The following is a 22,540-nucleotide window of genomic DNA, read 5'->3' on the forward strand; positions in this document are numbered from 1 at the left end:
CTGCCGAAACTGGCACCCGGAGAGGCGTTGTTGGTGAGACTGGGGCCATGGTTGACGTCAGACGGTACGTGGCTGAGTGCATCGGCACCTTCCTCCTGGTCTTCTTCGGCGTGGGCAGCGCCGTCGCGGCCCGGATCGACGGTGGCGTGGTCGTGGTCTCGCTGGCGTTCGGCTTCGTCCTGCTCGCGCTGGTCTACACGATCGGTCAGCTCTCCGGGAGTCACGTGAACCCGGCGGTGACGCTCGGCGTGCTGCTCTCCGGCAAGATCACAGCGCTCGGTGCGGTGCTGTACTGGGCCGCCCAGTTCGTCGGCGCGGCCGTGGCGTCCTTTCTGCTCTGGGTGCTGGTGCGTTGGGGAGGAGTGACCGACCAGACCGGTGTGCTGGGCGCCAACGGCTACGGCACCAACATCAACGCCGGTGGCGCGATGCTGCTGGAGACCGTGCTGACCTTCCTGTTCGTCCTGGTCGTGCTCGTGGTGAGCAAGCGCAGCACGGACCTGTCGGGTTTCGCCGGCCTGGCGATCGGACTCGCCCTCGGCGTGGCGAACCTGGTCGGCGTCGCGCTGACCGGCGCGGCGGTTAATCCGGCGCGGGCGTTCGGGCCGGCAATCTTCGAAGGCGGCCTCGCACTGCGTCAGCTCTGGGTGTTCATTGTCTTTCCACTGCTCGGCGCAGTTCTGGCCGCGCTGGTCGCGCCACTCGTCGAACACGGCTCCGGCGTCACCCGGATCGGCACGCCCCGCCCGTCCGGGCGCTGAGCCGGGTCGTCCCGGTGACGTGGCGTCCGGGCCGTCATTGATGTCTTGCCGGCCCGCGCTTTTCTGTGCGATCGATATGTGACTAGCTTTTTGCCCGTTTCCCGTTAATCGGGATAGGCGGCCCTGCGCCCGCCTGGGAGTGTCGGCAGTCATCAATGATGGCCTTTATCCTCTAATCGATGCGAAGCTATGACGTCGGCGTGGGCCATCGACTGGAGGATACGTGCAGGCAATACGTCGGAGGCTACTCGAAACCCCGTCCGCTGATCCCCGGCAAGCCGAACCGGAACGGGCGGCGGCGGAAGTCCAGCCTCGCGACGGACAGGGACGGCTGGCGGCGGCCGCTCGGGTGCTGCGTCACGAATGGACGCTGGCGACCATCGCCAGCGTGGCCGTGGCGGTTGTTCTCACCTGGCCGACGCTCAAGCAGCCGTGGACGACCATCCCGGGCGACATCGGCGATCCACCACTACAGGCGTGGCAGGTCGCCTGGGCCGGGCATGCGCTGGTCACCGACCCCCTCAACCTCTGGCACTCCAACACGTTCTTCCCAGACCTCTACACGTACGCCTACACCGACATCGTGCTCGGCTACGCACCGGCCGGTCTGTTCGGCCACGGCGTCGCGGCGGCCATCTTCCGCTACAACCTGCTCTACGTGTTCGCCCACGCACTCGCCTGCCTCGGGGCGTACGCCCTGGTGCGCCAACTGGGCGGTATCCGGACGGCGGCGGCCGTGGCCGGCGTCGCCTGGGCCTTCGCGCCGTGGCGGCTCGCGCACAGCGGGCATCTGAACATCCTCTCCATCGGCGGCGTCGCACTGTGCCTGGCGATGCTGGCTCGCGGCCACGGCTGGTCCCTGCGCGACGGTCACCGACCGGCGCTGCACCGCCCCGGATGGATCCTGGCCGGCTGGTTGGTCGCCGCCTGGCAGCTGACCCTGGGCCTGGCGATCGGCCTGCCGCTCGCGTACTTCCTGGCCGGCACCATGCTGGTGGCCCTCCTGGCGGTCGGCTGGGCCCGCTGGCGGACCGGCGCCTGGTTGTTGGGTCGCCGGGTGGTGCTGGCCAACCTTCTCGGCGGCGTCGTCTTCGGAGCGATGTTGATCTGGCTGGGGACCACCTTCCTGCGGGTGGTGGAGCTGAACCCGGAGGCGCACCGGAATCTGGCCTGGACGGAGATGTTCTCCCCACCCCTGCGGGGATACTTCGTCGCGCCCGCGGACTCGTGGCTGTGGGGTGATCACTTCGCGGCCGCCCGCGCCCAGCTGTCCTGGCCGCCGGAGATGGCACTGCTTCCCGGCGTCACGTTGATCGTGCTGGCCGTGGCCGGGCTGAGCTACTCGACGTTCCGGGTGCGCCACCGCGTCCTGCTCGGGCTGGGTGTGCTGGTCAGCGGCGCGCTCGGACTCGGTACCAACCTCGTCGGTCAGGGCGAACCGGGGTACCTGACCTTGTCGCGGCTGCTGCCCGGATGGGACGCGCTGCGGACCCCGGGGCGACTGATGGTGTGGACGAGCCTGCTGCTCGCCATTCTGGCCGCAGGAGCGATAAGCGAGTTCGGACGGAATCGCCCCAGGCTCGGGTGGCCGAGGTCGGTGAGCGCGGTCGTCCTCCTGCTGCCCCTGCTGCTGGTCCTGGTCGAGGGCGTCAACCGGACGCCGCACCCCACCGTGCCGACCGCCCCGCCGGCGCTGCGGGCGGCGACCGAACCGATCCTGGTCCTGCCCAGCAACGGGGTGGCCGAATCCGACATCATGCTCTGGACAACCGACGGATTTCCCCGCGTCGCCAACGGTGCGGTGACCTTCCTGCCGGCCAGTCAGCAACAGATCCGCACGGTGACCGCGACCTTTCCCGATCCGGCGAGTATCACGTTCCTGCGGCAGGTCGGCATCCGGTCGGTGGTCGTCCTGCCGGACCGGCTCGCCGGAACGCCCTGGGACGGCCTGCCCACCCGAGCCGTCGAGGGCCTCGGCATCACCCGGGAGGAGATAGGCGGCGCATTGGTGTACCGCCTCGATTGAGGCGGGGCCGACGCCAGCGTACTGCTCATCACTCCCGGGTGGCACCCATCGGCTCGCGGACCAGGGCACCGTCGATGTAGCAGTACCGCCAGTCCTCGCCCTCCTCCAGCGACCGGATCAACGGGTGGCCGGTCTGCCGGTAGTGCTCCTCCGCGTGGTTGTTCACCGAGTCGCTGCAACAGCCCACGGCGCCGCAGGTCAGACACATCCGCAGCTGCACCCAGTCGTCGCCGCTCTCCACACACTGCGGGCACGCGTCCGCGTCGGACTCGGTGATCTGGATCCGATCGAGGTGCGTGCAGGCGGTGCTGATGGTCTCCTCACGCACGTACCGCCAACTGGAGTGCAGCAGCCGGTCCGGGATGATTCGGGCCAGGTAGCGCGAGTTCGCCGCGAGCAGTGGGCTCACCACGGCCAGGATCAGCACGTACAGGGCGATGAACGGGCCGAGCCGGTCGTCCAGGCCGGCGGCGATGGCGAGGGTGGCCAGAATCAACGAGAACTCGCCCCGGCCCAGCACGGTCAGGCCGACGTTGGCGGCCCCGCGCTGGTTGAGCCCGAACAACCGGCCGGCGATCAGGCCGGCCACCACGTTGGTGACGATGGTCATCAGCACGGCCAGCAGCACCGGCAGCGCCACCGAGCCGAAGTCGCCGACGTCGATGCTCAGCCCGAAGACCAGGAAGAAGACCGCCGCGAAGACGTCCCGCAGCGGCAGTACCAGGCGCTCGACCCGTTCCCGAATGGGGGTGCGAGCCACCACGAGACCGATCATCAGCGCGCCGATCGCGTCGGAGACACCGATCTCGGCCGACACCCCGGCCACGAGCACGACCAGTCCGACCATCAGGATGGCCAGCAGTTCGTCCTCGTTGCTGTCGATCACCTTGCCGACCAGGCGAGCGCCGAAGCGCGCGACGGCGAAGAGCACCACCAGGTAGGCGAAGCTCAGACCGATGCGCAGCACCAGTTCCCCGGCGGAACCGGCACCGGACAGCAGCGGCGACAGCAGCGCCAGATACAGCGCGAGGAACAGGTCCTCGATCACGATGATGCCGAGAATGACGGGCGTCTCCGCGTTCGCCAGCCGCCGGAACTCGATGAGCAGTTTCGTCACGATCGCCGAGGAGGAGATGCCGAGCGCACCGGCGATCACGAACGCCTCGTAGCCGCCCCAGCCGAGGGCGAACCCGAAGAGCAGGCCGGCACCGACGTTGAGACCGATGTACGAGCCGGCGGCGACGAACAACCGTTTGCCGCTGCCGAGCACCTGGTCCACCGGAAACTCGACGCCCAGATGAAACAGCAGCAGTACCAGGCCGAGGGAGGCCAGCAGGCTCAGGTCCTCGGGATGAGCGATCAGCACCGGGCCGGGCGTACCGGGTCCGAGCAGGATGCCCGCGAGCATGAAGAACGGCACGGTGGGCAGGTTGATCCGGCGACCCGCGCGGGCGAGCAGGCCCGCGATCAGTACGAGGGCCCCGAAGCCCACGAGGTCAGCATGCACGGTGAGGACTCCTGGAGCGGACTGAACGAGGGAGTACGACGCGGGACGACTACTCGGAGAAGTACGTGCCGGCCAACAGGGCGCCCACCTTACGCGCCTGCTCTTCCGACATCTCGATCACGGCGACCGGATCGTCCTTGCCGGCGGCGAAAACGTACAGGTCACGGTTGCCGTCCCGGCGTACCACCACCGAGATCCGTTGGGTGTTGCTGCCCAGGTCGACGTCGTACCGCTTGCCGATACCTGGCAATTCCTGCACATATATCCCTTTGCCCATGGTCCCTCCCCGCTGCGCCGTCCACGATCTCTGCGCAATGGTACGAGGCGTTCGGCGTGGGACGGGTATATCACCACCTGCGCCGAGGCGGCGAAGACGGCCGATTCACCCGCACGCGGGCTTCGCGGTGACCGCCCGACGCCGATCGACCGGCGGAGTCGTCGCCGGGCTCCCGCCGGTCGACGGGCTACGAGGTGAGGCGGAACGTGGCGTCGGCGCGTGCCTGGGCGTCGTTGATCGGGTCGAGTCGCAGCTGGTAGTTGTAGTGCCGGACGTAGCGGTCGGGGTAGTTGTACGAGCGGAACGACGACCAGGACGAGTTGCCCAGACCGGCGACCTGCCGGAAGGTGGCATCCGCGGCGAAGACCGCGCTGCCGTCGCTGGCCGCCAGCACGAAGTCGAAGCCGTAGTGCCGCAGGTAGTGACCGGGGTAGTTGACCGATTCGAACGACACGCTGGCGGCGTCGGCAAGCCCCGGCACCACCCGGAACTGGGCGTCCTGCGCCGGGCTGACATTGGCGTCGATGCGTACGTCGTGGTTGGCGTGCCGCACGTACCGGTCCTGGTGGGTGTATGCCTGGATCCGGTTCGCCGGCGTGGTCGCGCCCCAGCGCCCCAGCACCGCGCTCTCCTCGGCGGCGGTCAGGTTCAGGATCGAGCCGTGCCGTTTACGGCTGGCACCCAGCTGGTAGTCCGTCCGGGTCCGGAAGTTGGTGACACTGCCCAGGTTGGTGGAGGTGACCGGCAGGTAGCCCCGCCCGGTGGCGTACTGGTCGAGCCAGAGCGCCCACTCGTTACGACCGTTGAACTGCATCCACATCGGCCCTTCGACCACGTTGCCGCCGCCGGTGCCGTTGGAGATGCCGAGGTGGGAGAGGTTGCCCAGCATCGTCCACGAGCCGAGGATCGAGTTGCTGCCCTCGATGGTGATGTGCCCGTCGGCCGAGGCCCGGTAGTAGCGGTAACCGCCGACCGACCCGGGCACCTCGACGATCTGGGTGTCGATGATGCCCTGGCCGCCGCCGGGCCGTTCGATGTAGAGCTGGGGAGCGGTGAAGCTGCGGAAGTCACTGGTCCGCACGTACCAGATGCGGTGTTTGGTCACGCCGTCGCGCAGGGAGTTCGTCGCCCAGTAGACGACGTAGTCGCCGGTCGCCGCGTTGTAGATGGCCTCCGGCGCCCAGGCGTTGCCGGCGCCTGGGATCGCACCGGCGACGTTGATCAGCCAGGGTGCGGACCAGTTCACCAGGTCGCGGGACTCCCACACCACGAGCGACCTGCTGCCCCGGTTCGCCGCGTCGCTCCACGAGGTGCCACTGGCGATTCGCAGATCGGTGGCGACGATCCAGTACCGGTCGCCGGAGGGCGATCGGACGATGGAGGGATCACGCACCCCCCGGGTGCCGATCGTGGACAGCAGCACGGGTGAGCCGTTGTTCAGGTCGCGCCAGGTCAGCCCGTCCCGGCTGTGCGCGAAGTAGACCTGCTCGCCGGTGGCCGACTCGCCGGTGAAGTGTGCCATCAGGTAGCCGGTGAACGGGTCGAGGGCGGCGGCCTCGGCACGCGGCGCCTGCGCCGCCGGCAGCAACAACAGACAGAGGGCTGCGATCAGGGCGCCTGCCCTGGTCAGGACTCTGGACATACGACTCTCCGTCCGTCCGGCCCGGCCGACGTTAGCGCTAACAACACCCGCGCCCGGACGGCCCTGCTCACTGTTTCGGGGGTGTTACGCAGTCTCCGCCTCAAATCGACACCCGTCAAGGCGGCGACGTCGGCATGCTACAGACAGCCGACGATGAACCGTTCCCGCTGGAGCTGTTCAGCCGCCAACGCGAGGCGACACACGGGCTCGACCGCCGGCCACGCGTCTGTCTGCGCCGAACTCTGAGAACGGCCGGAGCTGCCCGGGACATCTCAGCCTGGAAAGGTTACGAAACGCGCCGGTCTGAGCCGTATCGCTCGACGAGCGCGCCGCCGATCGAAGCCAGATGGTCCCGCACACCCGCAGGGCCGGTCACCTCGACCCAGTCGACCAGGCCGGCAAGCTCGCCAGCGAGCTTGTACTCGTCGTTGCCGCAGATGACGACCTCGATGCGGCCGTCGGTCGAGGCGCCTCCCACCTCGAGCCGACCGCCGAATCCCAGCCGAAGGATGCCTATCCCCTCGGGCGCGCACACCGCCCGGACTTCGAAGGGGGTCCGTCTGCGGTCGACGTCGTCGGCGATCGCGCGCCAGCTCTCGGCAAGGTCGAAGCCCTCGGGCCGGTGCACCGGCTCGCAGGTCGGGTCGGCGGACGAGACGCGGTCGATCCGGAAGGTCCGCCGGCCGGCCTCGGTGTTGGCGACGAGGTACCACGATGGGCCTTTGGCCACGATGCCCAGCGGGTGGACGGTCCGCTCGGTCTCGGTGCCTTCGCGATCGATGTAGCCGAGCCGGACCTGGACGCCGCGGATCACCGCGTCCTGGAGCGCGTCGAGGAAGCGGGGCGGTCGTGGCTCGGCCCGGCTCGCCCCCCACCGCTGCGGGTCCCGGACGAGCGACGACGCCGCCGCCTCGGCCTGCACCCGGAAGGGTTCTGGCAGGGCGTGGACGAGCTTGCGCAGCGCCGCTTTCACGGCCGGCGCCGCAGTCGAGGCCGGGCCGGCGACCAGGAAGAGGGCACGCGCCTCATGCGCGGTCAACCCGGACAGGTCGGTGCGGGCACCGCCCACGAGGCGCCAGCCGCCGCCTCGGCCCTGCATGGAGTAGACCGGGACCCCGGCCATACCCAGGGCGTCGAGGTCGCGGCGGGCGGTGCGCTCGGAGATCTCCAACTCCCGGGCGACCTCCGCTGCCGTCACCTGCTCGCGATGTTGCAGCAGCAGGAGGATGGCCATCAACCGGTCGGCTCGCACCCCGACAACACTTCCACAAAAAACCGGTCAGGAGGTGACCTGTTTCGGTCGGCAGGATGCCGGCATGACAACGGACTTTCCCAAACCCACCCGCATCCCCGTCAACGATGTGGAACTCGAAGTCTTCGAAGCCGGCCGGCAGAACGCGGGGAACCCCATCGTGCTCTGTCACGGCTGGCCGGAGCACGCCTTCTCCTGGCGTCATCAGCTGCCCGCGCTCGCGGCAGCGGGCTACCACGTCATCGTCCCGAACCAGCGGGGTTACGGGAACTCGTCCCGCCCGACCGAGGTCACCGACTACGACATCGCACACCTGTCGGGTGACCTCGTCGCACTGCTCGATCACTATGGTTACGACGATGCCACCTTCGTTGGTCATGACTGGGGCGCAGCCGTCGTCTGGGGCCTGACCCTGTTGCACCCGAACCGGGTCGACAAGGTGATCAACCTGAGCCTGCCGTACCTCGAGCGCGGCGACAGGCCCTGGATCGAGTTCATGGAGGAGGCGCTGGGTAGCGACTTCTACTTCGTCCACTTCAACCGGCAGCCGGGCGTCGCGGACGCCGTGTTCGAGGAGAACACGTTCCAGTTCCTTCGGAACATCTACCGGAAGGACGTGCCCGTCGCGGAGCCGCAGCCGGGCAATGCGTTCATCAACCTCGCCAGGATGGAAACGCCGCCCGGTGCGCCCTTCATGAGCGACAGCGAACTGGCCGTCTTCGTCTCCGCCTTCGAATCAACGGGTTTCACGGGCGGTTTGAACTGGTACCGGAACCTGGACCGCAATTGGCGGATACTGGCGGGCGTGAACCCGATCATCCAGCAACCCACCCTCATGATCTACGGCGACCGGGATACGGTCGCGAGGTCCGAAAGGCTGACGGAATTCGTGCCGAATGTGGAAGTGGTCAGTCTGGACTGCGGCCATTGGATCCAGCAAGAGAAGCCGGAAGAAACAACCCAAACGATTCTCAGATGGCTGGACCAGCGGAACGCCGCCTAGCGTTCTAGCAGGAAAGCCGCTTCACGACCCGCTGACATTCTGCGGATCGTAGGCGCTTGTCGGTTCCCCTGCGCTGCGGGCTGGTGGCCGCAGCCACCAACCCGCAGCAGCGGTGGCGCTTGACCGACGGAGCGCGGCCGGTGGCGCATGGCCGGAACCGTGAGCGCGATGGCCGATGGCCGGGCCCGCTGGCGACTGGGACGTGATCGCCTCGGGCCTGCGTGCTGACCGGACTCACCCATATCCGTTGGGCGCCGCTGGTCAGACGGAGGCGAGAAACGCCCGCACCCGCTCCATCAGCAGCGCGGACGCCTCAGGGTCGTACGCATCGAGCGAGGAGTCGGCGAAAAGGTGCTGATCGCCGGGATAGACGAATAGCTGGGCGGCCGCCGTGGAGCCGACGAGCTCGCGTGCGGCCGACAGGTCCTCGTCGAAGAACTTGTCGCCCTCCTTGCCGTGGATCTGCACCGGCACGCCCTCGGGCCAGGCCTCTCCGAATTGCGCGACCGGGAGGCAGGAATCCATGAGGAGTACCCCGCGGGCACCGGGCCGGGTCTGCGCGAGCCGCTGGGCGATCGTCACCCCGAAGGAAAATCCGGCGTAGACGAGCCCGGGGCCGAGTTCGTCGGCGGCGACGGCGCCGCGCTCCCGGATTGCGTCGAGCCCCAACTGCCGCGCGAATCCGAACCCCTCCTCGATGCTGCCGAACGTCCGGCCGTCGAACAGGTCCGGCGTGTGCACGGTGTGCCCGGCCTGTCGCAGGCTGTCGGCGAAGCTCCGGACCCCGTCGGTCAGGCCTTGGATGTGGTGGTAGAGCAACACGTCGGTCACGACGCCGATCTCCTCGCGAATGGTCGAAGTTTATGGAACGTTCCGTGATGCTAGTTTGTTGTGCCATGGCGGACAACCCCCCGGACTACGAGCTGGTCGATCGGCTGGCGCTGACCAGACCGGACCAGGTGAAGGCCATCGGCCACCCGCTCCGCACGACGATCCTGCAGCTCCTCCACGAACGCGCCGCGACCGTGACCGAGTTGGCGGAGGCGGTCAAGCGCCCCAAGAGCACGGTCGCGCACCACGTGGACGTGCTTACCCGCAACGGCCTGCTCCGCGTGGTGCGCACGCGCAAGGTGCGGGCGATCGAGGAGCGCTTCTACGGGCGTACCGCGCGCATGTTCCACGTGGCAGCGGAGCCATCACCCGCTGGCGAACAGATGCCGGGCGACTTCAACGACTTCGAGGTGGCTGCACAAGAGTCGGCGAAGGCGTTCGAGCAGGGGAAGCTCTGGGGCTTCATCCGGCATGCGCGCATCTCGGAGGATCAGGCATCTCAGTTCTGGGACCGGATGGCGGAGCTGGTTGACGAGTTCGACCGGATGCCGAGGTCCGGCGAGACCATGTACGGATTCACGATCGGCATCTATCCCACCGACCACCCGACCCTGCCGACGGCCCAGTGATGCGACTCAGCAGCTCGCGTACGTCGTCAGACCGTCTCGTCGTCGAGAACGCCGCTGACGCCGCGAAGCTGCGCAACGTAAGCCTCACCGACCAGCCTTGGCGGGATGATCCGGGCCAGTGCGCGTACGGGTGGGGGTAGCGGCTTGTTGATGTCTGTTTTTGAGCTCAGCTCGGCGCACCGAGGTAGGTTCGCCCCTGCGGCGGCCGAGGACGGGGAGGGCAACGGGGATGGACGCCAGTACCGAGGAACTGCGGGACGCGCACGACGTGCTGTCGGAGTGGTATGCGGAGAACCTGGTCGGGGTGCTGGAGAGCATGCCGGTCGAGCGAGCCATGCTCGACCTGTTCGCCGAGCTGACCTTGGCCGTGGGTGTGGAGGTCGCGGATGTGGGCTGCGGCACCGGGCGGCTTCTCCCGTACCTCGCGGGCCGGGGTCTGTCGCCGCGCGGGGTGGATCTGTCGCCGGGGATGGTGCAGGTGGCGCGTCGGGAGCATCCGGGTTTCGGGTACGAGGTCGCCGATCTGCGGGAGTTGCCGTTCGGTGACGCGTCGCTGGCCGGGGTGGTGTGCTGGTATTCGTTGATCTTCCTGGCGCCGGAGGCCCGGGTACCGGCGTTCGCGGAGCTGGCCCGGGTGGTACGGCCGGGCGGCTACCTGGTGGCGGCGTTCAAGCACGGCGACGGGACCGGGCACCGTAACGGTCCCGGCATCGGGTAGGACGCGGATCTGCCGCTCACCGTGCCCACCAGGGCAGATCGCAGCCAGGACGATCAGCCGGCGCAGCACTCGCCATGAGACTCTCATGAACGCCTCCGGCTGCCGCCGCGCCCCGACCGCGACACCCCATCCATCGCCCGGTCCAGGCCGCAGCCCCGTGACGCCCACCGCGTCTACACACGACCTGCAACCGCGCTCGTCGAGACCGGACGGGGTGCGCGGCGCGGTTACAGGTGATCGGGGGTGGGGATGCCGAGCAGGTGCAGGCCGGTGCGGAGGGTGTCGCCCGTTAGGTGGCACAGGGCCAGGCGGTTGGCGCGCTGCGGTCCGGTGGCACGCAGCACCGGGCAGCGCTCGTAGAACGCGGTGAAGGTCTGCGCCAGCCGGTACAGGTAGCCGCAGAGGCGGTGCGGCTCGTGACCGGCGACCACCTCGGCGAGGGTGTCGGCAAACGCGTCGAGGTCGAGGATCAGCGCCCGCTCCGCCGGTTCCAGCCCCGCCGTCACGTCGACTGTGGTGTCGGCGCCGCCGGCCCGGGCCAGGATGGACCGGATGCGGGCGTGGGCGTACTGGAGGTAGACGCCGGTGTTGCCGGCCAACGCCAGCATCCGCCGTGGCTCGTAGGTGTAGTCGCGGGCCCGGTTGGTCGCCAGGTCGGCGTACTTCACCGCGCCGATGCCGACCTGCCGCGCCCGCTCGTCCAGGGCGGCCCCGGTCAGGCCGGGGTTCTTCGCCGCGACCACCTCCCGGGCCCGGTCGACCGCCTCGGTGAGCAGGTCGACCAGGCGGACGGTGTCGCCGGTCCTGGTCTTGAACGGCCGCCCGTCCGAGCCGAGGACGGTACCGAAGGCGACGTGTACGGCGGGCACGGCCGACGGCAGCCAGCCGGCCCGCCGGGCGGTTTCGAAGACCATCCGGAAGTGCAGGGCCTGCCGCGCGTCGACCACGTACAGCAGCCGGTCGGCGTGCAGTTCGACGACGCGTTGCCGCAGCGCGGCCAGGTCGGTCGCGGCGTAGCCGAAACCGCCGTCGCGCTTGCGTACGATCAGCGGTGTCGGCTCGCCGTCCGGGCCCCGGAGGTCGTCGAAGAAGACGCAGAGCGCGCCGCCGCTGGTCACCGCGACCCCCCGGCGTTCGAGCTCGTCGGCGACCTCGGGCAGGGCGGCGTTGTAGGCGCTCTCCCCCACCGTGTCGGCGTCGGTCAGCCGCACGCCAAGCCGGTCGTAGACGTGGGTGAAGTAGCGGGTCGACTCGGCGACGATGTCCCGCCAGGCGGCCACCGTGCTCGGGTCGCCGGCCTGCAACGCCACCACCCGCCGCCGGGCCCGGTCGACGAACGTGGAGTCGGTGTCGAACTGCGCCCGAGCCCGTCGGTAGAGCGTGGCCAGCCGGCCCATGGTGCCGGCGTCGTCGGCTAGCGGTGGGTCGGGGTGCTCAACCAGATACTGGATGAGCATGCCGAACTGGGTTCCCCAGTCGCCGATGTGGTTGCGCCGCACCACGGTGCCGCCAAGATGTTCCAGGATGCGCACCAGCGCGTCGCCGATGATGGTGGAGCGCAGGTGCCCCACGTGCATCTCCTTGGCGATGTTCGGCTGCGAGTAGTCGACCACCGTGGTGACGCCGGCCTCGGGAGTGCCGACTCCGAGCCGGTCATCGCCCAACCGGCAGGCCAGCTGCGCCAGCAGCGCCCGGTCGGTCAGCTCGATGTTGACGAAGCCCGGCCCGGCCACCCCCGCGCTGGCCAGGACACCGTCGGCGGGTAGGCCGGCGACCACATCCGCCGCGACCTGCCGTGGGTTGCGGCGCAGTGTCCACGCCGCCGCCAGCACCCCGTCGGCCTGGAAGTCGGCGTGCTCGGAGCGGCGGATCTGCGGCGCGAGATCCGCCATTCCCAGGCGGGCCGCGACGGCGGTGACGGAGTCGGACAACGACGAGGCCAGTGAGGGCACGGTCACGGGAACTCCCTGGATGGGACGAACGGAAATCGTCACGAGGCGTGCCGGCCGCACGGCAGGTGCGGACACGGCGGAAGGAACACGCGGGCGAGTGGGACGACTATCGTCGTCGCAGGCGTGAGCGGCGGACGGTGCCGAGCACCCGGTCCATCTCCACCGCCTCGAACGCCGGGGCCGCAAATCGAGCGCGGCCAGATGCCGGAAGTGTACGTGCCGCCGCCGCGCGGACGCAGCCCGGATCTGTGTCTCCGTACGCTCGTCGCCGTCCAGAGGTGGGGAAATCCCTGATTCCCCGGCCGTCGGCGCTGTCTAGGGTCGATTCATGGCCCGCCCTGGTCCGCGCTGGTCTGACCGCGCCTGACGCCGCAGCTCCGGCATCGGGCTGCCGGTGGTTGGCGCCGTCCCGACCCGACGAGGAGTACCGGTGCGCAAGGTTGTCTCGGCTGCCCTCACCGTGGTTGTCGCCCTGGCCACGACGGGGTGCGGCGGCCGGTTCTCGAACGATCCAGCCGCCGACGAGGACCCGTACAGTGAGTCCGCGTTGCGCTACGGCATGGCGCCGGTGCCGCATCCCGACCTGACGTACCAGCCGGATGTGGTTCTCGTCGGCGGCGGCGGCCGCTCGGTCCGGTCGGTCACCGCCGACGGGTTGACCTGGCGGATCGACGGCGACGCCGCCCGCGCCGATGACCTGGCTCCCGGCAAGGTCATGTTCGTTACCGGACGTGGCGTCGGCCGGGTGCTCGACGTCCAGCGCGACGGAGGCGACCTGCTCGTCACGATCGGCCCGGTATCCGTCACCGACGTGATCCGCGACGGCACGCTGGAGCAGCGCGGCATCGCCATCGAGAACCCCGTCGTCTACCAGGCCGGCGAGCCGATCTGGGCGATGTCCGAGGAGGAGGTCGACGCCCTGGGCACCACGCCCACCGGCCGCGCCGGGCGGGCCGGGCCACTGCGGCTCGCCCCGCCGCCGCCCCGGCCGAACCAGCCGCCACCGGGCCGTGGTGGCGGCGAGGTCAGGACGGTCGTGGCCAACTTCTCCACGGGCGTCAGCCTCAACGACGGCGCGGAGGTCAGCTTCAACTACCACCGCAACGGTACGAAACTGTTCGGGCGGGCTGCGCTGACCTTCGCCAAGCCGGAGGCGGACTTCCACCTGAACATCAGGGGTGGTTCGGTGACCCGGGCGGAGCTGTCGATCAGCGGCGGCTTCGGCATCCGCTACTCGTTCGAAGCCGGTCTCCGGGACGGGCAGAACATCAGAACGGTGCTCCCCATCCCGGTGGACTTCAGCATCCCGATGGGCACGGTGCTCGGCGTACCGCTGGCGCTGACCATCAGCCAGACGGTGAAGGTGACCACCGCGTTCGGTGCGAAGGTGGGCACGATCAAGGGCAAGGGTGAATTCTCCCTCGCCGGCTCACTCGGCTACGGCTACGCCAACGGCACGTTCGGCCCGCAGGTCAGCAAGAACTTCAAGCGCCAGGAGAGCCTGATCAACTCCCTGAGCGGCGTTCCGGTCGGGGTGATGGGCCTGCTCATCGAGCATCAGGTCCGCTTCGACGTCGGGTTCAGCGCGTTCGTGCTCAAGGCCGGTCTGTTCTTCGAGGTGTCGACCGCGTACGGGACGACCATCGGATCGGCGCTCGGCGCGCCGCTGGCGGTCTGCCGGGGTGTGGGCATCGGCGTCCGAGCCTCGTACGGCGTGGGTTACACGATCCTGGCCCCGGTGGTGAACGTGATCAACAAGTTCCTCAGCCTGATCAACGTCAGACCGATCGACCCGTCCGGCAAGCTGGGGCCGCCGCCGTACGTCATCCACAGCGCCGAGGAGATCATTCCGCCCGGTACCAAGCTCTGCGGCACTCCGAAGCCGGCCGCCGGCTGACCGGGGTGCCGGCGGCCCGGCCGTCCGGTCACCGCCCCGCGTCGTCGCCGGTGGGCAGGGACCCGGCCGCGTCGGTGCCGAACCCGTCGAGCGCGACGCGCTCGTCGAGCGTACGCAGCTCCTGGAAGACGGTGATGTGCAGACCGGCCGGGGCGTCGAGGCGGGCGTTTACCGACTGCCACGGCGTGGTGGTCGGCGGTGCCACCTGCTCCGCGCCGGCCGCGACCAGCCGCTCGGTGGTCGCCGCGGCATCGTCCACCTCGAAGGCCACCCGGATGCGCGGAGCGACCTGGCGTCCCACCTCCACGTCGTCGATCATGCGCTTCTGCGCCGGGTTGGCGATCTCCAGCGTGGCCCGTCCGGCGTCCAGGATCACCACCTGGGCATCGTCCGCGCCGGAGAACGCGGCCTGCTCAGGCAGGCCGAGCACGTCGCGATAGAAGCGCACCGCCGCGTCGTAGTCGTCGGCCTGCACCACGAGCCGCAGCTGACGGACCGTCGAGGTGGACTTCTCGGATGAACTCACTGCTGCCACTCCCCCTGCGCCGGTCCGGTGGGTGCCGGCGCCAACACCCAACGGCCATGGTGCTGCGCTCGGCCACCGACCGCCACCCCGGGTGGCCGGACCGGTCGTCGCGCCGCCGGGATCCTCGCGGTACGGTCACCGCCCCGCCGGTCACGCCATCGGTGGCCTGGCCGGCCTGTACCCGGCGATCCGTGCCCCCCGCCTCTCCCCCACCGAGGCCCTGGCGACGACGTGAGGCGGCCGACGACCGGTCCGCCACCGTGCCGCCGGCAGGAGCACCGGGTGCTCCTGCCGGCGGCACCGTCACAGGGTGATGCCCAGCACCTGGCGCAGCCGGTCGGCCATGGCCCGGTAGCCGCGGGCGTTGGGGTGGAAGGAGTCCTCCGGGTCCGAAATCACGAAGCCGTTGGACCACGGATCACCGCTGCACACCCGGTGGCCCCGGAACGCGTCGAAGGCGTCCACGAAGACGATCCGACCGTCACCGGTCGCCCGGACGGCTGCGGCGATCATGTCGCGGGCCTGGGCCGTGGCCTCGGCGATGCGGGTGAGTTCGGCGGTGTCGATGGTGGCGTTCGTACCGAAGCATCCGCTACTCGTGGGCAGTGGGTCCACCCCCGGCACCGGCAGGAAGGCCGGGTAGCTCAGCACCGCCAGCACGGCGTCGGACCGCATCCGGGAGAGGATGTTCTGGTAGAGCGAGACCAGCCTGGCCTGGGTGGCCTGTAGCTCCGCCGGGGTGACCAGTGGGCCGCCACCGCAGTCGGACAGCGCGCAGTCGCGCAGTTTCGCGGCGAAGCCGAGGTCGTTGCCGCCGATCGTGAGCGTCACCAGCCTCGTGTACGGCTTCACGTAGTCGACCTGGGCGAACTCGTCCAGGCTCTGCCGGTTGGTCAGGTCATTGATCCGCGCGCCGTGACACGCCTTGAGATTCGTCCGGTCGATCGACAGGCCCCGGAAGCGGTCACCCTGGATCTGCATCGAGTAGGTGGCGTTGGCGCGTCGGCAGATCGCCGGGTTCGGCGGGCCGAGGTACGGCGGCGCGCCCGTGCCGGCGGAGTACGAGTCACCCAGCGCGGTGAAACGGATCACCGGCGCGGCAAGTCCACTGTCGAGCGTCCCGGTGCCCAGCACGATGTGCAGCAGATCCGTGCCGAGTCCCTCGCAGAGCAGATAGCGCAGGCCCGGCAGCGGGCCGCAGGCGCCCCAGGCGGAACCGACAGGCGCCAGGAGATAGAGCTCGAAGAGGATCTCCACCTGGCGGCCACCGTCGTAGAAGTCACCGGGGATCCGGACCCCGCCGCTGGTGGCCCCGTAGTAGTACCGGTTGAAGGCGAACGGCGAGCCCACGTACAGCAGCGTGCCGTCGTAGCCGGGCGTACGGTCGACGACACCGGCGACACCGTACGCGTAGTCGAGGTAGAAGTTGCAGCTCAGCTCCGCGAGATACTCGACGGTCGCGGAGTAGTTGTCGGCGTCGGCGTTCACCGAGGTCCGGCGCGCCACCTGCTCCTGGCAGTACCAGTCCGCGTCCTGTCCGGCACCGGCGGTCCGGCTGCGCACCGCCGCACCGGTACCGGCCCGCAGACCGTTTCCGGTCGCCTTCTCCTGCCCCGGTAGGGCCTTCGGAGCGACCGGTCCGGTCCGGCTGGTGAACGGCGCCGGCCGGGTGCCCTTACGCGGCACCACCACCGGTCCGGGCAGCGTGGGCCGCGGATCCCAGGCCCCGGTCGACGCGGTTTCCGGCTGCGCCGCCGACATCCCCGGCTCGGCCGACGAGCCGGTCGGGGCGGCCATCGCCGGTTGAACCGCGGTCAGCAGCCCGACCACCATCAGGATCGGCACGCCCATCCGGGAACGTCGCCGTAGCGACCACCACGCGATGGCGGTCCGGTGCCGGGACCGGCGTCTTCCGTCCACGATCATCACCCCTCACGTCCTGCGGAATCGGGTACCGGCAGGGTGGCAAGGCGCGCCAGCGGAGCGGATCCGTGAAACTACGCAAGCGGCTACGCAGGTGGCCGGTGGTCGCCGGCAGCCTCGGTGAGCCGGCGGGCCATCGCGGTGCGGGAATGGACCTGGAGCTTGGCGAAGACCCGGTTCAGGTGGGACTCGACGGTCCGTGGGCTGAGATAGAGCCGCGCGGCGATCTCCTTGTTGCTCAGGCCGGTCGTGGCCAGGGCAGCGATCTCCCGCTCCCGGGCGGTGAGGACGGCAGCACCGCTCGGCCGCCCGGAACGTGCCGGGCCGGCGGACCGGTGTCCGGCGAGCACGGATGCGGCCCACCCGGCGCCGCAGTCCCGGTAGCCGGTCTCGGCGCGATCGAGCGCCGCGGCGCCGGAGCCGGGCCGGCCCGCGACGAGGTACGCGACACCGGCGAGGTGGCGGGACAACGCCTCCTCCATCGGCGTTCCGGCCGCCGCGAAGCTCGTCGCCGCGCTCTCCGCCAGCTTCGTCGCCCGTTCCGGACCCTCCATCCGGTACGCGGTGAAGGCCCGGGCGAATCGGGCCAGTCCAATCTCGTACGGCAGATCGGCGGCCATCGCCCGGCGTTCCGCCCGCTCACCGACCTGCTTGGCGGTGGTGTGGTCACCTCGCCCGACAGCGGCGACGGCCGCGACCAGATCCCGCGCCACCAGCACCGGTGGATGTCTCGACGGCGGTGTCGCCGGCTCGCAGAGCAGGTCGGCACCGCCGCCCCAGTCACCCGCGACGGCCCTGGCCAGGGCCAACTCCACCCGGTTTATCCGCCACCACGCCCGGGACCGGGGCTGCCCGACCGTCACCTCGGGATCTGCGCTGCTCAGGCCGCCGTTGAGGTGGGCCGACGCGGGGCCGGCGGTGGTGAGGGCCGTCGCCGGCCCGGCGGTCCACAACACCGGGCGCAGCCGGACCGCCGCCGCCATCGCGGCCATCTCCGTGCTGCCCACCCGCTCGGCGGCGGCCCGCGCCTCCTCCGCGGCCCGCACCGCACGGGTCAGCCGGCCGGCGCGGGTGTGCACCAGCGACTCCATGACGAGCAGGTACGGCGAGGCGCTGCTCGGTCCGAGGCCGTCCAGGATCCGTCTCGCCCGGCCGAGATGTCGGTCAGCGTCGGCGAGGTTGCCCAGCTGGATCTCCACAAGCGCCAGCGGTGAGACGATCTCGACGTACGGACGCAGGTCCGCGTCGCCGGTGGCGTCCACGGCGACGACGGCGGCAGCGAGCTGCTCGCGGGCCGACCTGGCGCAGCCGAGGTACAGGGTGGCGAGCGCCCGCAACGTCAGCGCCGCCGCCACGAGCACCGACCGACGCTCGTCGAGCAGCTCAAGGGCCCGCTGCGCGTGGTGCGCCGCCGAGGTCGGCTCCTCCCTGAACGCGTCCACGGCCGCCAGTTCCACGTGCAGCTTCGCCTCCTCGACCGGGTCGAGCCCGCTCCGCCGGAGTTGCGTGCCGAGCGTCGCGGCCGCCTCCGCGAAGTCGCCGAGCTGCCGGGCCACCGCCACACTGAACGTCTCGGCCCGCCGCTGCACCGGTCCACCGGCGCGACGCAGCCGCTGGAGCACCTCGCGGCTGCGGGCCAACTCGCCGCTGCGGCCGAGGGCCCGGGCGTACCACATCGCCACCTCGGCACGCCGCTCGTCGTGCGGACCGGTGTCCGGCATGATGCGCAGCGCGGTGCCGAGCCAGCGGGCCGCCTGGGCGGGGGCCTCGTGTGCGAACGCGACACCCGCGTCGACAAGTGTGGCCACGGCGATCTCGTCGCCATGGCGGGCTGACCGTTCCGTGTGATGGGCCACCAACTGCCGGGACGCTCGCCGGCCACGCAGGTAGCCGGCGGCGCGGGTGTGCGCCTCGAACCGCCAGGCCGCGCCGGTCGACGCGTACGCCGAGGCCCGCAGCAGGGGATGCCGGTAGCGCAACCGACCGCCGTCCGCGTCGAGCAGCCCGAGCCGCCCGAGCTGGTCGACCGCCGCGGTGACCACGGGCATCGGCAGACCGGCGACGTGCCCGACGAGGTCGATCGTGGTGTGGTCGCCGACCACTGCGGCGACATGGGCGACCCGCTGCACCGACAGCGACTGGGCGGTGATCTCGGCGGCGAGCCCGGCCAGCACGGACCGGCGCGATCCGACCAGGCAGTCGGCGTCGACCGGGTCGTGCCGTCGGGCCAGGGTCGCCAGACCGTCCAGCTCGTCGTCGTCCAGCCGGGACAGCGCCTGGATGTACAGCGGGTTGCCGAGGCTGGCCCGCATGATCAGCTCCCGGCGGCGACGTGGCACGCCGGCCAGCAGCACGTCCAGGCTGGCCGCGTCAAGCGGCGGAAGGTCGATGAGGACGGCCGCCGGGCCGAGCCGCGCGATGGCGTTCACCAGCCGTGCCGGTGGGCTGGCGCTGCGGAACGCCACCGCGAGCAGCATCGGCACCGGCGGAGGGTTGCCGATCAGATGCTCGGTCAGCTCCAGTGACGCCGAGTCGGCCCAGTGCAGGTCATCGAGCAGCAGTGCGGTGCCGGGTCCCGGTGCCTGGGTGAGCATCCGCCGCACCGCCGCCGGCACCGACGGCTGCGCCGCGTCGCCCGGCCCGCTGTCGACCGTCTCCACCACCTCGGCGTAGAGCCCGAAGGGCACCCCCTGCTCGTACTGGGTGGCCCGGCCGAGGCGGACCAGCAGCCCGGCGTCGGCGGCCCGCCGGGCCAACTCGCGGAGTAGCCGGGTCTTGCCCAGGCCCGCCTCGCCGCACACCTCGACCGCCACGGACCGCCCGGCGCGCACGGTGGCCACCGCGCTGTCCAGCGACTCCAGCTCGGCCGCCCGGCCCACCAGCACCGGATCGGGTCCGAATCCCACCTCTCGGCTGGCCGTCATCTCGCCTCCCCACGGGGAGTGTCACAGCGACAGCCATCGGTGACCATCAACTATCGGCCCGATCGTTGTCGGCAGCGGTGACTCGCCATGGCCCGCAGGGCGGGGCCACTTGTTTGGCGGCAGGGTCGGTAGGCGGTCGTATTGAGCCCCGGGCCGGCCGGTCGGTGGCCATCTGGGCCGGACGGTGTCGACACTGGTGGTCGAGGTTCGGCCGCCCGTACGATCGGGTGGTGCGGGAACTGCTGCGATCGTGGTGGCACGAACCCCGCCCGGCGGGTCCGCCGCGCGCATGGCGGGACTGGCTGCTGGTCGTCGTGCTCGTGGCGACCGCCCTGCTGGAGGGGCTCGTACGGTCGGACCTGCCGGCACCGGCGTTCGTGCCGGTCCTGATCGGCGTCGGTCTCGCCCCGGTGTTGCTCTGGCGACGGACCAGGCCGCTGCTCGCGACCGCTGTCGCCTTCCCCACCTGCGCCGTCGGTGAGGCCGTGGTGGGCGGCGATCTCAGCCTGCACACGCTGGCCTACCTGCTGATCCTGGTGTTCTCGCTGTCTCGGTGGGGCTCCGGACGGGCGGCGGTTCTCGGAACGGCAATCGTCGCCGCGAAGATCGTGCTGTCGGCGGCGGTCGGTCACCTCGGTCCGGGCGACGCGCTGGCCGGGGCCGGGGTGGTCTCGGCCGCGCTCGCGCTCGGCACCGCGCTGCGTTACCGGGCACGCGCCCGCCAGCGCGAGTTCGAGCAGGTGAAGCTGCTGGAGCGGGAGCGCCTTGCCCGCGATCTGCACGACACCGTCGCCCATCACGTGTCCGCGATGGCGATCCGGGCCCAGGCCGGGCTGGCGGTGCTCGACACCCAACCGGCCGCCGCCGCCGACGCGCTACGGATCATCGAGGCCGAGGCGACCCGGGCGCTGGTCGAGATGCGCGCGATGGTACGGGTGTTACGCCGCGACGAGCCCGCCGACCGGACGCCGGCTCCACGCATCGCCGATCTCGAACGTCTGGCCGGTCGCTCCGCTCAGGGCCCGGCGGTCGAGGTGGAATTCTCCGGCGACCTCGACGGATTGCCCACGCCGGTGGCCACTGCGATCTACCGGCTGGCCCAGGAATCGGTCACCAACGCCCGTCGGCACGCCCGTCATGCGACGCGCATCGTGGTGCGGGTCGCCTGCGACGACGAGGTGGTGCAGCTACGGGTCAGCGACGACGGGGAGGGCCCTGGGCCACGCGGTTTCGGGCCCACCGGCTTCGGGCTGATCGGAATGCGCGAACGAGCCCAGTTGCTCGGCGGCTCGGTCGACGCCGGGCCGAACCTCGACCGAGGCTGGACGGTCACCGCGACGCTGCCGCGCATCGCGGCGGCATGAGCCGTAGCGCGCGACGTCCGCCGGCTGACCGGTCGGGTCCCGGTCACCGGGTCGTCAGCGCAGCTCCGCCGGGGCGCGGGCGGTCAACTCGTCGCAGTGGGCGGGCAGGTCGGTGCTCTGCCACCCGCCGGCTCGCCCGGCCTCAACCGGGCTGACCCCGACGTCATCGCGCACTCCGGCGATCAGGTCGGCGGTGGTGTGGGCCCGGATGCCGAGCGGCGCGCTGTCGGTGAACCGCCCGACCACCGCTCGGACGTGCTGCTCGGCGGGTTGCGCGAGACCGTCGTACACGGCCGCGAACAGCTCCCGGGCCGGCTGCCTGAGCCAACCGGCCGGCAGCAGTTCCACCGGTAGCTGCGGGTCGAGGGTGGGAAAGCGGCGGAAGGTGTCCATCACCTCGGTACGCGCTCGGACCGCCGCGGCGCCGTCGACCTGCCCGGAGCTGACCAGCGGCAGCAGGGGTGTCCATCGGTCCAGGAACTCCGCGTAGTGCCGGGTGATCGCGTCGATGTCCCAGGCCTCGATGGGCGCACGATCGCTGCTCGACCCCAGCGCGTTCTGCCGGCCACGAAACACCGTGACGGTGCCGAGGGTCAACTGTTCGAGCTGGGCCCGCGCCCGCGGCGTCAGCTCGTACGGCGAGATCCACAGGCCGTCGTACAACGGCGCGTACCCGAGCCACCGGAGTTGGCTGCGCAGCGCCCGCCGTTGGGCGCTGCGATCCTGTGGCAGCGAGAAGGCAACGATCGTCCAGCACCCGTCCCAAGGCCCGGCGACGGTGGTCGAGGTGAGAATCCAGTTGCCGCCGCTGGACAGGTTGGTGGCGGCCGCCCGGCTGAGTCGGTACGAGCTGCGGCGTCCGTGCCGACTGCCTTCGAGCACCCCACGGCGGGCCAGCCGACTGATTGCGGTACGGGCACCGGCGGTGGTCACCCCGGACTCGGTGAGCAGCGCGACGATGGCGGCGGAGGGCAGCGCGGCGCGGGTCCGCAGGGTGTAGTCCGCCAGCAGCGTCATCGCGAAGCCCTGGGGCGAGTTGCCCACCTGGCGCCGCGGCATCCGGAGCGAGGCGCTCCCGTCGTCGGAGTAGATCTCCTCGATGTGGAACGGGCTAGTCACAGGCGCTCCGGGTCGACTCGGGGACGGGATATCGACTGTAGATGGACGCCAATGAGTCAGGTCGTCCGCCCGGCCGGCACGACGACCCAATTGATCGAGGTATGTCGATTGACACTTCCTGGGCCCAGGAGAACAATATCTGCTACACGACGCCACACGGAGCCGGGCAGGGCAAGTCAGACGTGGTGG

At 70.6% G+C, this 22,540-nt stretch carries 16 protein-coding genes and 1 pseudogene; 7 read left to right on the forward strand and 10 right to left on the reverse strand.

What is annotated here, in order from left to right; translation table 11 throughout:
- Positions 1-47 precede the first annotated feature (47 nt).
- Together O7601_RS22855 and O7601_RS22860 are read left to right on the forward strand one after the other, a co-directional pair.
- Positions 48-761, forward strand: coding sequence for an aquaporin (locus O7601_RS22855; RefSeq protein WP_281563135.1), 714 nt, complete (start codon positions 48-50; stop codon positions 759-761).
- Positions 762-1,092: 331 nt separating this feature from the next.
- A complete protein-coding gene (locus O7601_RS22860) occupies positions 1,093-2,787 on the forward strand; it encodes a hypothetical protein (RefSeq protein WP_281567010.1) in 1,695 nt (564 codons plus the stop codon).
- Positions 2,788-2,815: 28 nt separating this feature from the next.
- Here the strand turns inward: O7601_RS22860 and O7601_RS22865 are convergent, their stop codons facing one another.
- The 4 genes from O7601_RS22865 to O7601_RS22880 form a co-directional block, all read right to left on the reverse strand.
- On the reverse strand, positions 2,816-4,294 hold the full coding sequence (locus O7601_RS22865) for a cation:proton antiporter (protein WP_281563136.1): 1,479 nt from the start codon (positions 4,292-4,294) through the stop codon (positions 2,816-2,818).
- A gap of 49 nt (positions 4,295-4,343) precedes the next feature.
- Positions 4,344-4,571 carry a potassium transporter TrkA gene (locus tag O7601_RS22870; RefSeq protein WP_210823144.1) on the reverse strand — a complete coding sequence of 76 codons (228 nt, stop codon included), beginning with the start codon at positions 4,569-4,571 and terminating at the stop codon, positions 4,344-4,346.
- A 187-nt stretch (positions 4,572-4,758) separates the two neighbouring features.
- A complete protein-coding gene (locus O7601_RS22875) occupies positions 4,759-6,213 on the reverse strand; it encodes a glycoside hydrolase family 43 protein (RefSeq protein ID WP_281563137.1) in 1,455 nt (484 codons plus the stop codon).
- A 286-nt stretch (positions 6,214-6,499) separates the two neighbouring features.
- Positions 6,500-7,447: a WYL domain-containing protein gene (locus O7601_RS22880; protein WP_281563138.1), complete on the reverse strand. Its 948-nt coding sequence runs from the start codon at positions 7,445-7,447 to the stop codon at positions 6,500-6,502.
- Here O7601_RS22880 and O7601_RS22885 point away from each other — a divergent pair.
- Positions 7,440-8,468, forward strand: a complete 1,029-nt coding sequence (locus O7601_RS22885; RefSeq protein ID WP_281563139.1) for an alpha/beta hydrolase — start codon at positions 7,440-7,442, stop codon at positions 8,466-8,468. The genes O7601_RS22880 and O7601_RS22885 overlap by 8 nt on opposite strands.
- A gap of 261 nt (positions 8,469-8,729) precedes the next feature.
- On the opposite strand, the gene O7601_RS22890 is transcribed toward O7601_RS22885, so the two are convergent.
- A complete protein-coding gene (locus O7601_RS22890; RefSeq protein WP_281563140.1) occupies positions 8,730-9,299 on the reverse strand; it encodes a dienelactone hydrolase family protein in 570 nt (189 codons plus the stop codon).
- 32 nt (positions 9,300-9,331) lie between these two features.
- Here O7601_RS22890 and O7601_RS22895 point away from each other — a divergent pair, with 32 nt between their 5' ends.
- Together O7601_RS22895 and O7601_RS22900 are read left to right on the forward strand one after the other, a co-directional pair.
- On the forward strand, positions 9,332-9,928 hold the full coding sequence (locus O7601_RS22895) for a winged helix-turn-helix domain-containing protein (protein WP_281563141.1): 597 nt from the start codon (positions 9,332-9,334) through the stop codon (positions 9,926-9,928).
- Between the two features lie 229 nt (positions 9,929-10,157).
- Positions 10,158-10,637 (forward strand): annotated as a pseudogene (locus O7601_RS22900) (class I SAM-dependent methyltransferase); the annotation flags it as partial.
- Between the two features lie 236 nt (positions 10,638-10,873).
- On the opposite strand, the gene argS reads toward O7601_RS22900, so the two are convergent.
- Positions 10,874-12,604, reverse strand: coding sequence for an arginine--tRNA ligase (gene argS, locus O7601_RS22905; protein WP_281563142.1), 1,731 nt, complete (start codon positions 12,602-12,604; stop codon positions 10,874-10,876).
- A gap of 424 nt (positions 12,605-13,028) precedes the next feature.
- Between argS and O7601_RS22910 the strand changes: the two genes are divergently transcribed.
- Positions 13,029-14,495 carry a hypothetical protein gene (locus O7601_RS22910; RefSeq protein WP_281563143.1) on the forward strand — a complete coding sequence of 489 codons (1,467 nt, stop codon included), beginning with the start codon at positions 13,029-13,031 and terminating at the stop codon, positions 14,493-14,495.
- A 28-nt stretch (positions 14,496-14,523) separates the two neighbouring features.
- On the opposite strand, the gene O7601_RS22915 is transcribed toward O7601_RS22910, so the two are convergent.
- From O7601_RS22915 to O7601_RS22925, 3 genes are all read right to left on the reverse strand, one after another.
- A complete protein-coding gene (locus tag O7601_RS22915; RefSeq protein WP_281563144.1) occupies positions 14,524-15,021 on the reverse strand; it encodes a VOC family protein in 498 nt (165 codons plus the stop codon).
- A 303-nt stretch (positions 15,022-15,324) separates the two neighbouring features.
- On the reverse strand, positions 15,325-16,941 hold the full coding sequence (locus O7601_RS22920; RefSeq protein ID WP_281563145.1) for a GDSL-type esterase/lipase family protein: 1,617 nt from the start codon (positions 16,939-16,941) through the stop codon (positions 15,325-15,327).
- 89 nt (positions 16,942-17,030) lie between these two features.
- Positions 17,031-19,868, reverse strand: a complete 2,838-nt coding sequence (locus tag O7601_RS22925) for a LuxR family transcriptional regulator (protein WP_281563146.1) — start codon at positions 19,866-19,868, stop codon at positions 17,031-17,033.
- A gap of 230 nt (positions 19,869-20,098) precedes the next feature.
- On the opposite strand from O7601_RS22925, the gene O7601_RS22930 reads away from it, so the two are divergent.
- Positions 20,099-21,232, forward strand: a complete 1,134-nt coding sequence (locus tag O7601_RS22930; protein ID WP_281563147.1) for a sensor histidine kinase — start codon at positions 20,099-20,101, stop codon at positions 21,230-21,232.
- A gap of 54 nt (positions 21,233-21,286) precedes the next feature.
- Here O7601_RS22930 and O7601_RS22935 read toward each other — a convergent pair whose 3' ends face one another.
- A complete protein-coding gene (locus O7601_RS22935) occupies positions 21,287-22,351 on the reverse strand; it encodes a PaaX family transcriptional regulator C-terminal domain-containing protein (RefSeq protein ID WP_281563148.1) in 1,065 nt (354 codons plus the stop codon).
- Positions 22,352-22,540 lie beyond the last annotated feature (189 nt).

It is taken from the genome of Verrucosispora sp. WMMD573, from assembly GCF_027497175.1.
GTDB lineage: Bacteria > Actinomycetota > Actinomycetes > Mycobacteriales > Micromonosporaceae > Micromonospora.

What these genes read in the sequence shown, in the direction of transcription:
- O7601_RS22855 (WP_281563135.1), top strand. Translation starts at nt 48, where the DNA reads ATGGTTGACGTCAGACGGTACGTGGCTGAGTGCATCGGCACCTTCCTC.
- O7601_RS22870 (WP_210823144.1), bottom strand. Translation starts at nt 4,571, where the DNA reads ATGGGCAAAGGGATATATGTGCAGGAATTGCCAGGTATCGGCAAGCGG.
- O7601_RS22875 (WP_281563137.1), bottom strand. Translation starts at nt 6,213, where the DNA reads ATGTCCAGAGTCCTGACCAGGGCAGGCGCCCTGATCGCAGCCCTCTGT.
- O7601_RS22885 (WP_281563139.1), top strand. Translation starts at nt 7,440, where the DNA reads ATGGCCATCAACCGGTCGGCTCGCACCCCGACAACACTTCCACAAAAA.
- O7601_RS22880 (WP_281563138.1), bottom strand. Translation starts at nt 7,447, where the DNA reads ATGGCCATCCTCCTGCTGCTGCAACATCGCGAGCAGGTGACGGCAGCG.
- O7601_RS22895 (WP_281563141.1), top strand. Translation starts at nt 9,332, where the DNA reads ATGGAACGTTCCGTGATGCTAGTTTGTTGTGCCATGGCGGACAACCCC.
- O7601_RS22925 (WP_281563146.1), bottom strand. Translation starts at nt 19,868, where the DNA reads ATGACGGCCAGCCGAGAGGTGGGATTCGGACCCGATCCGGTGCTGGTG.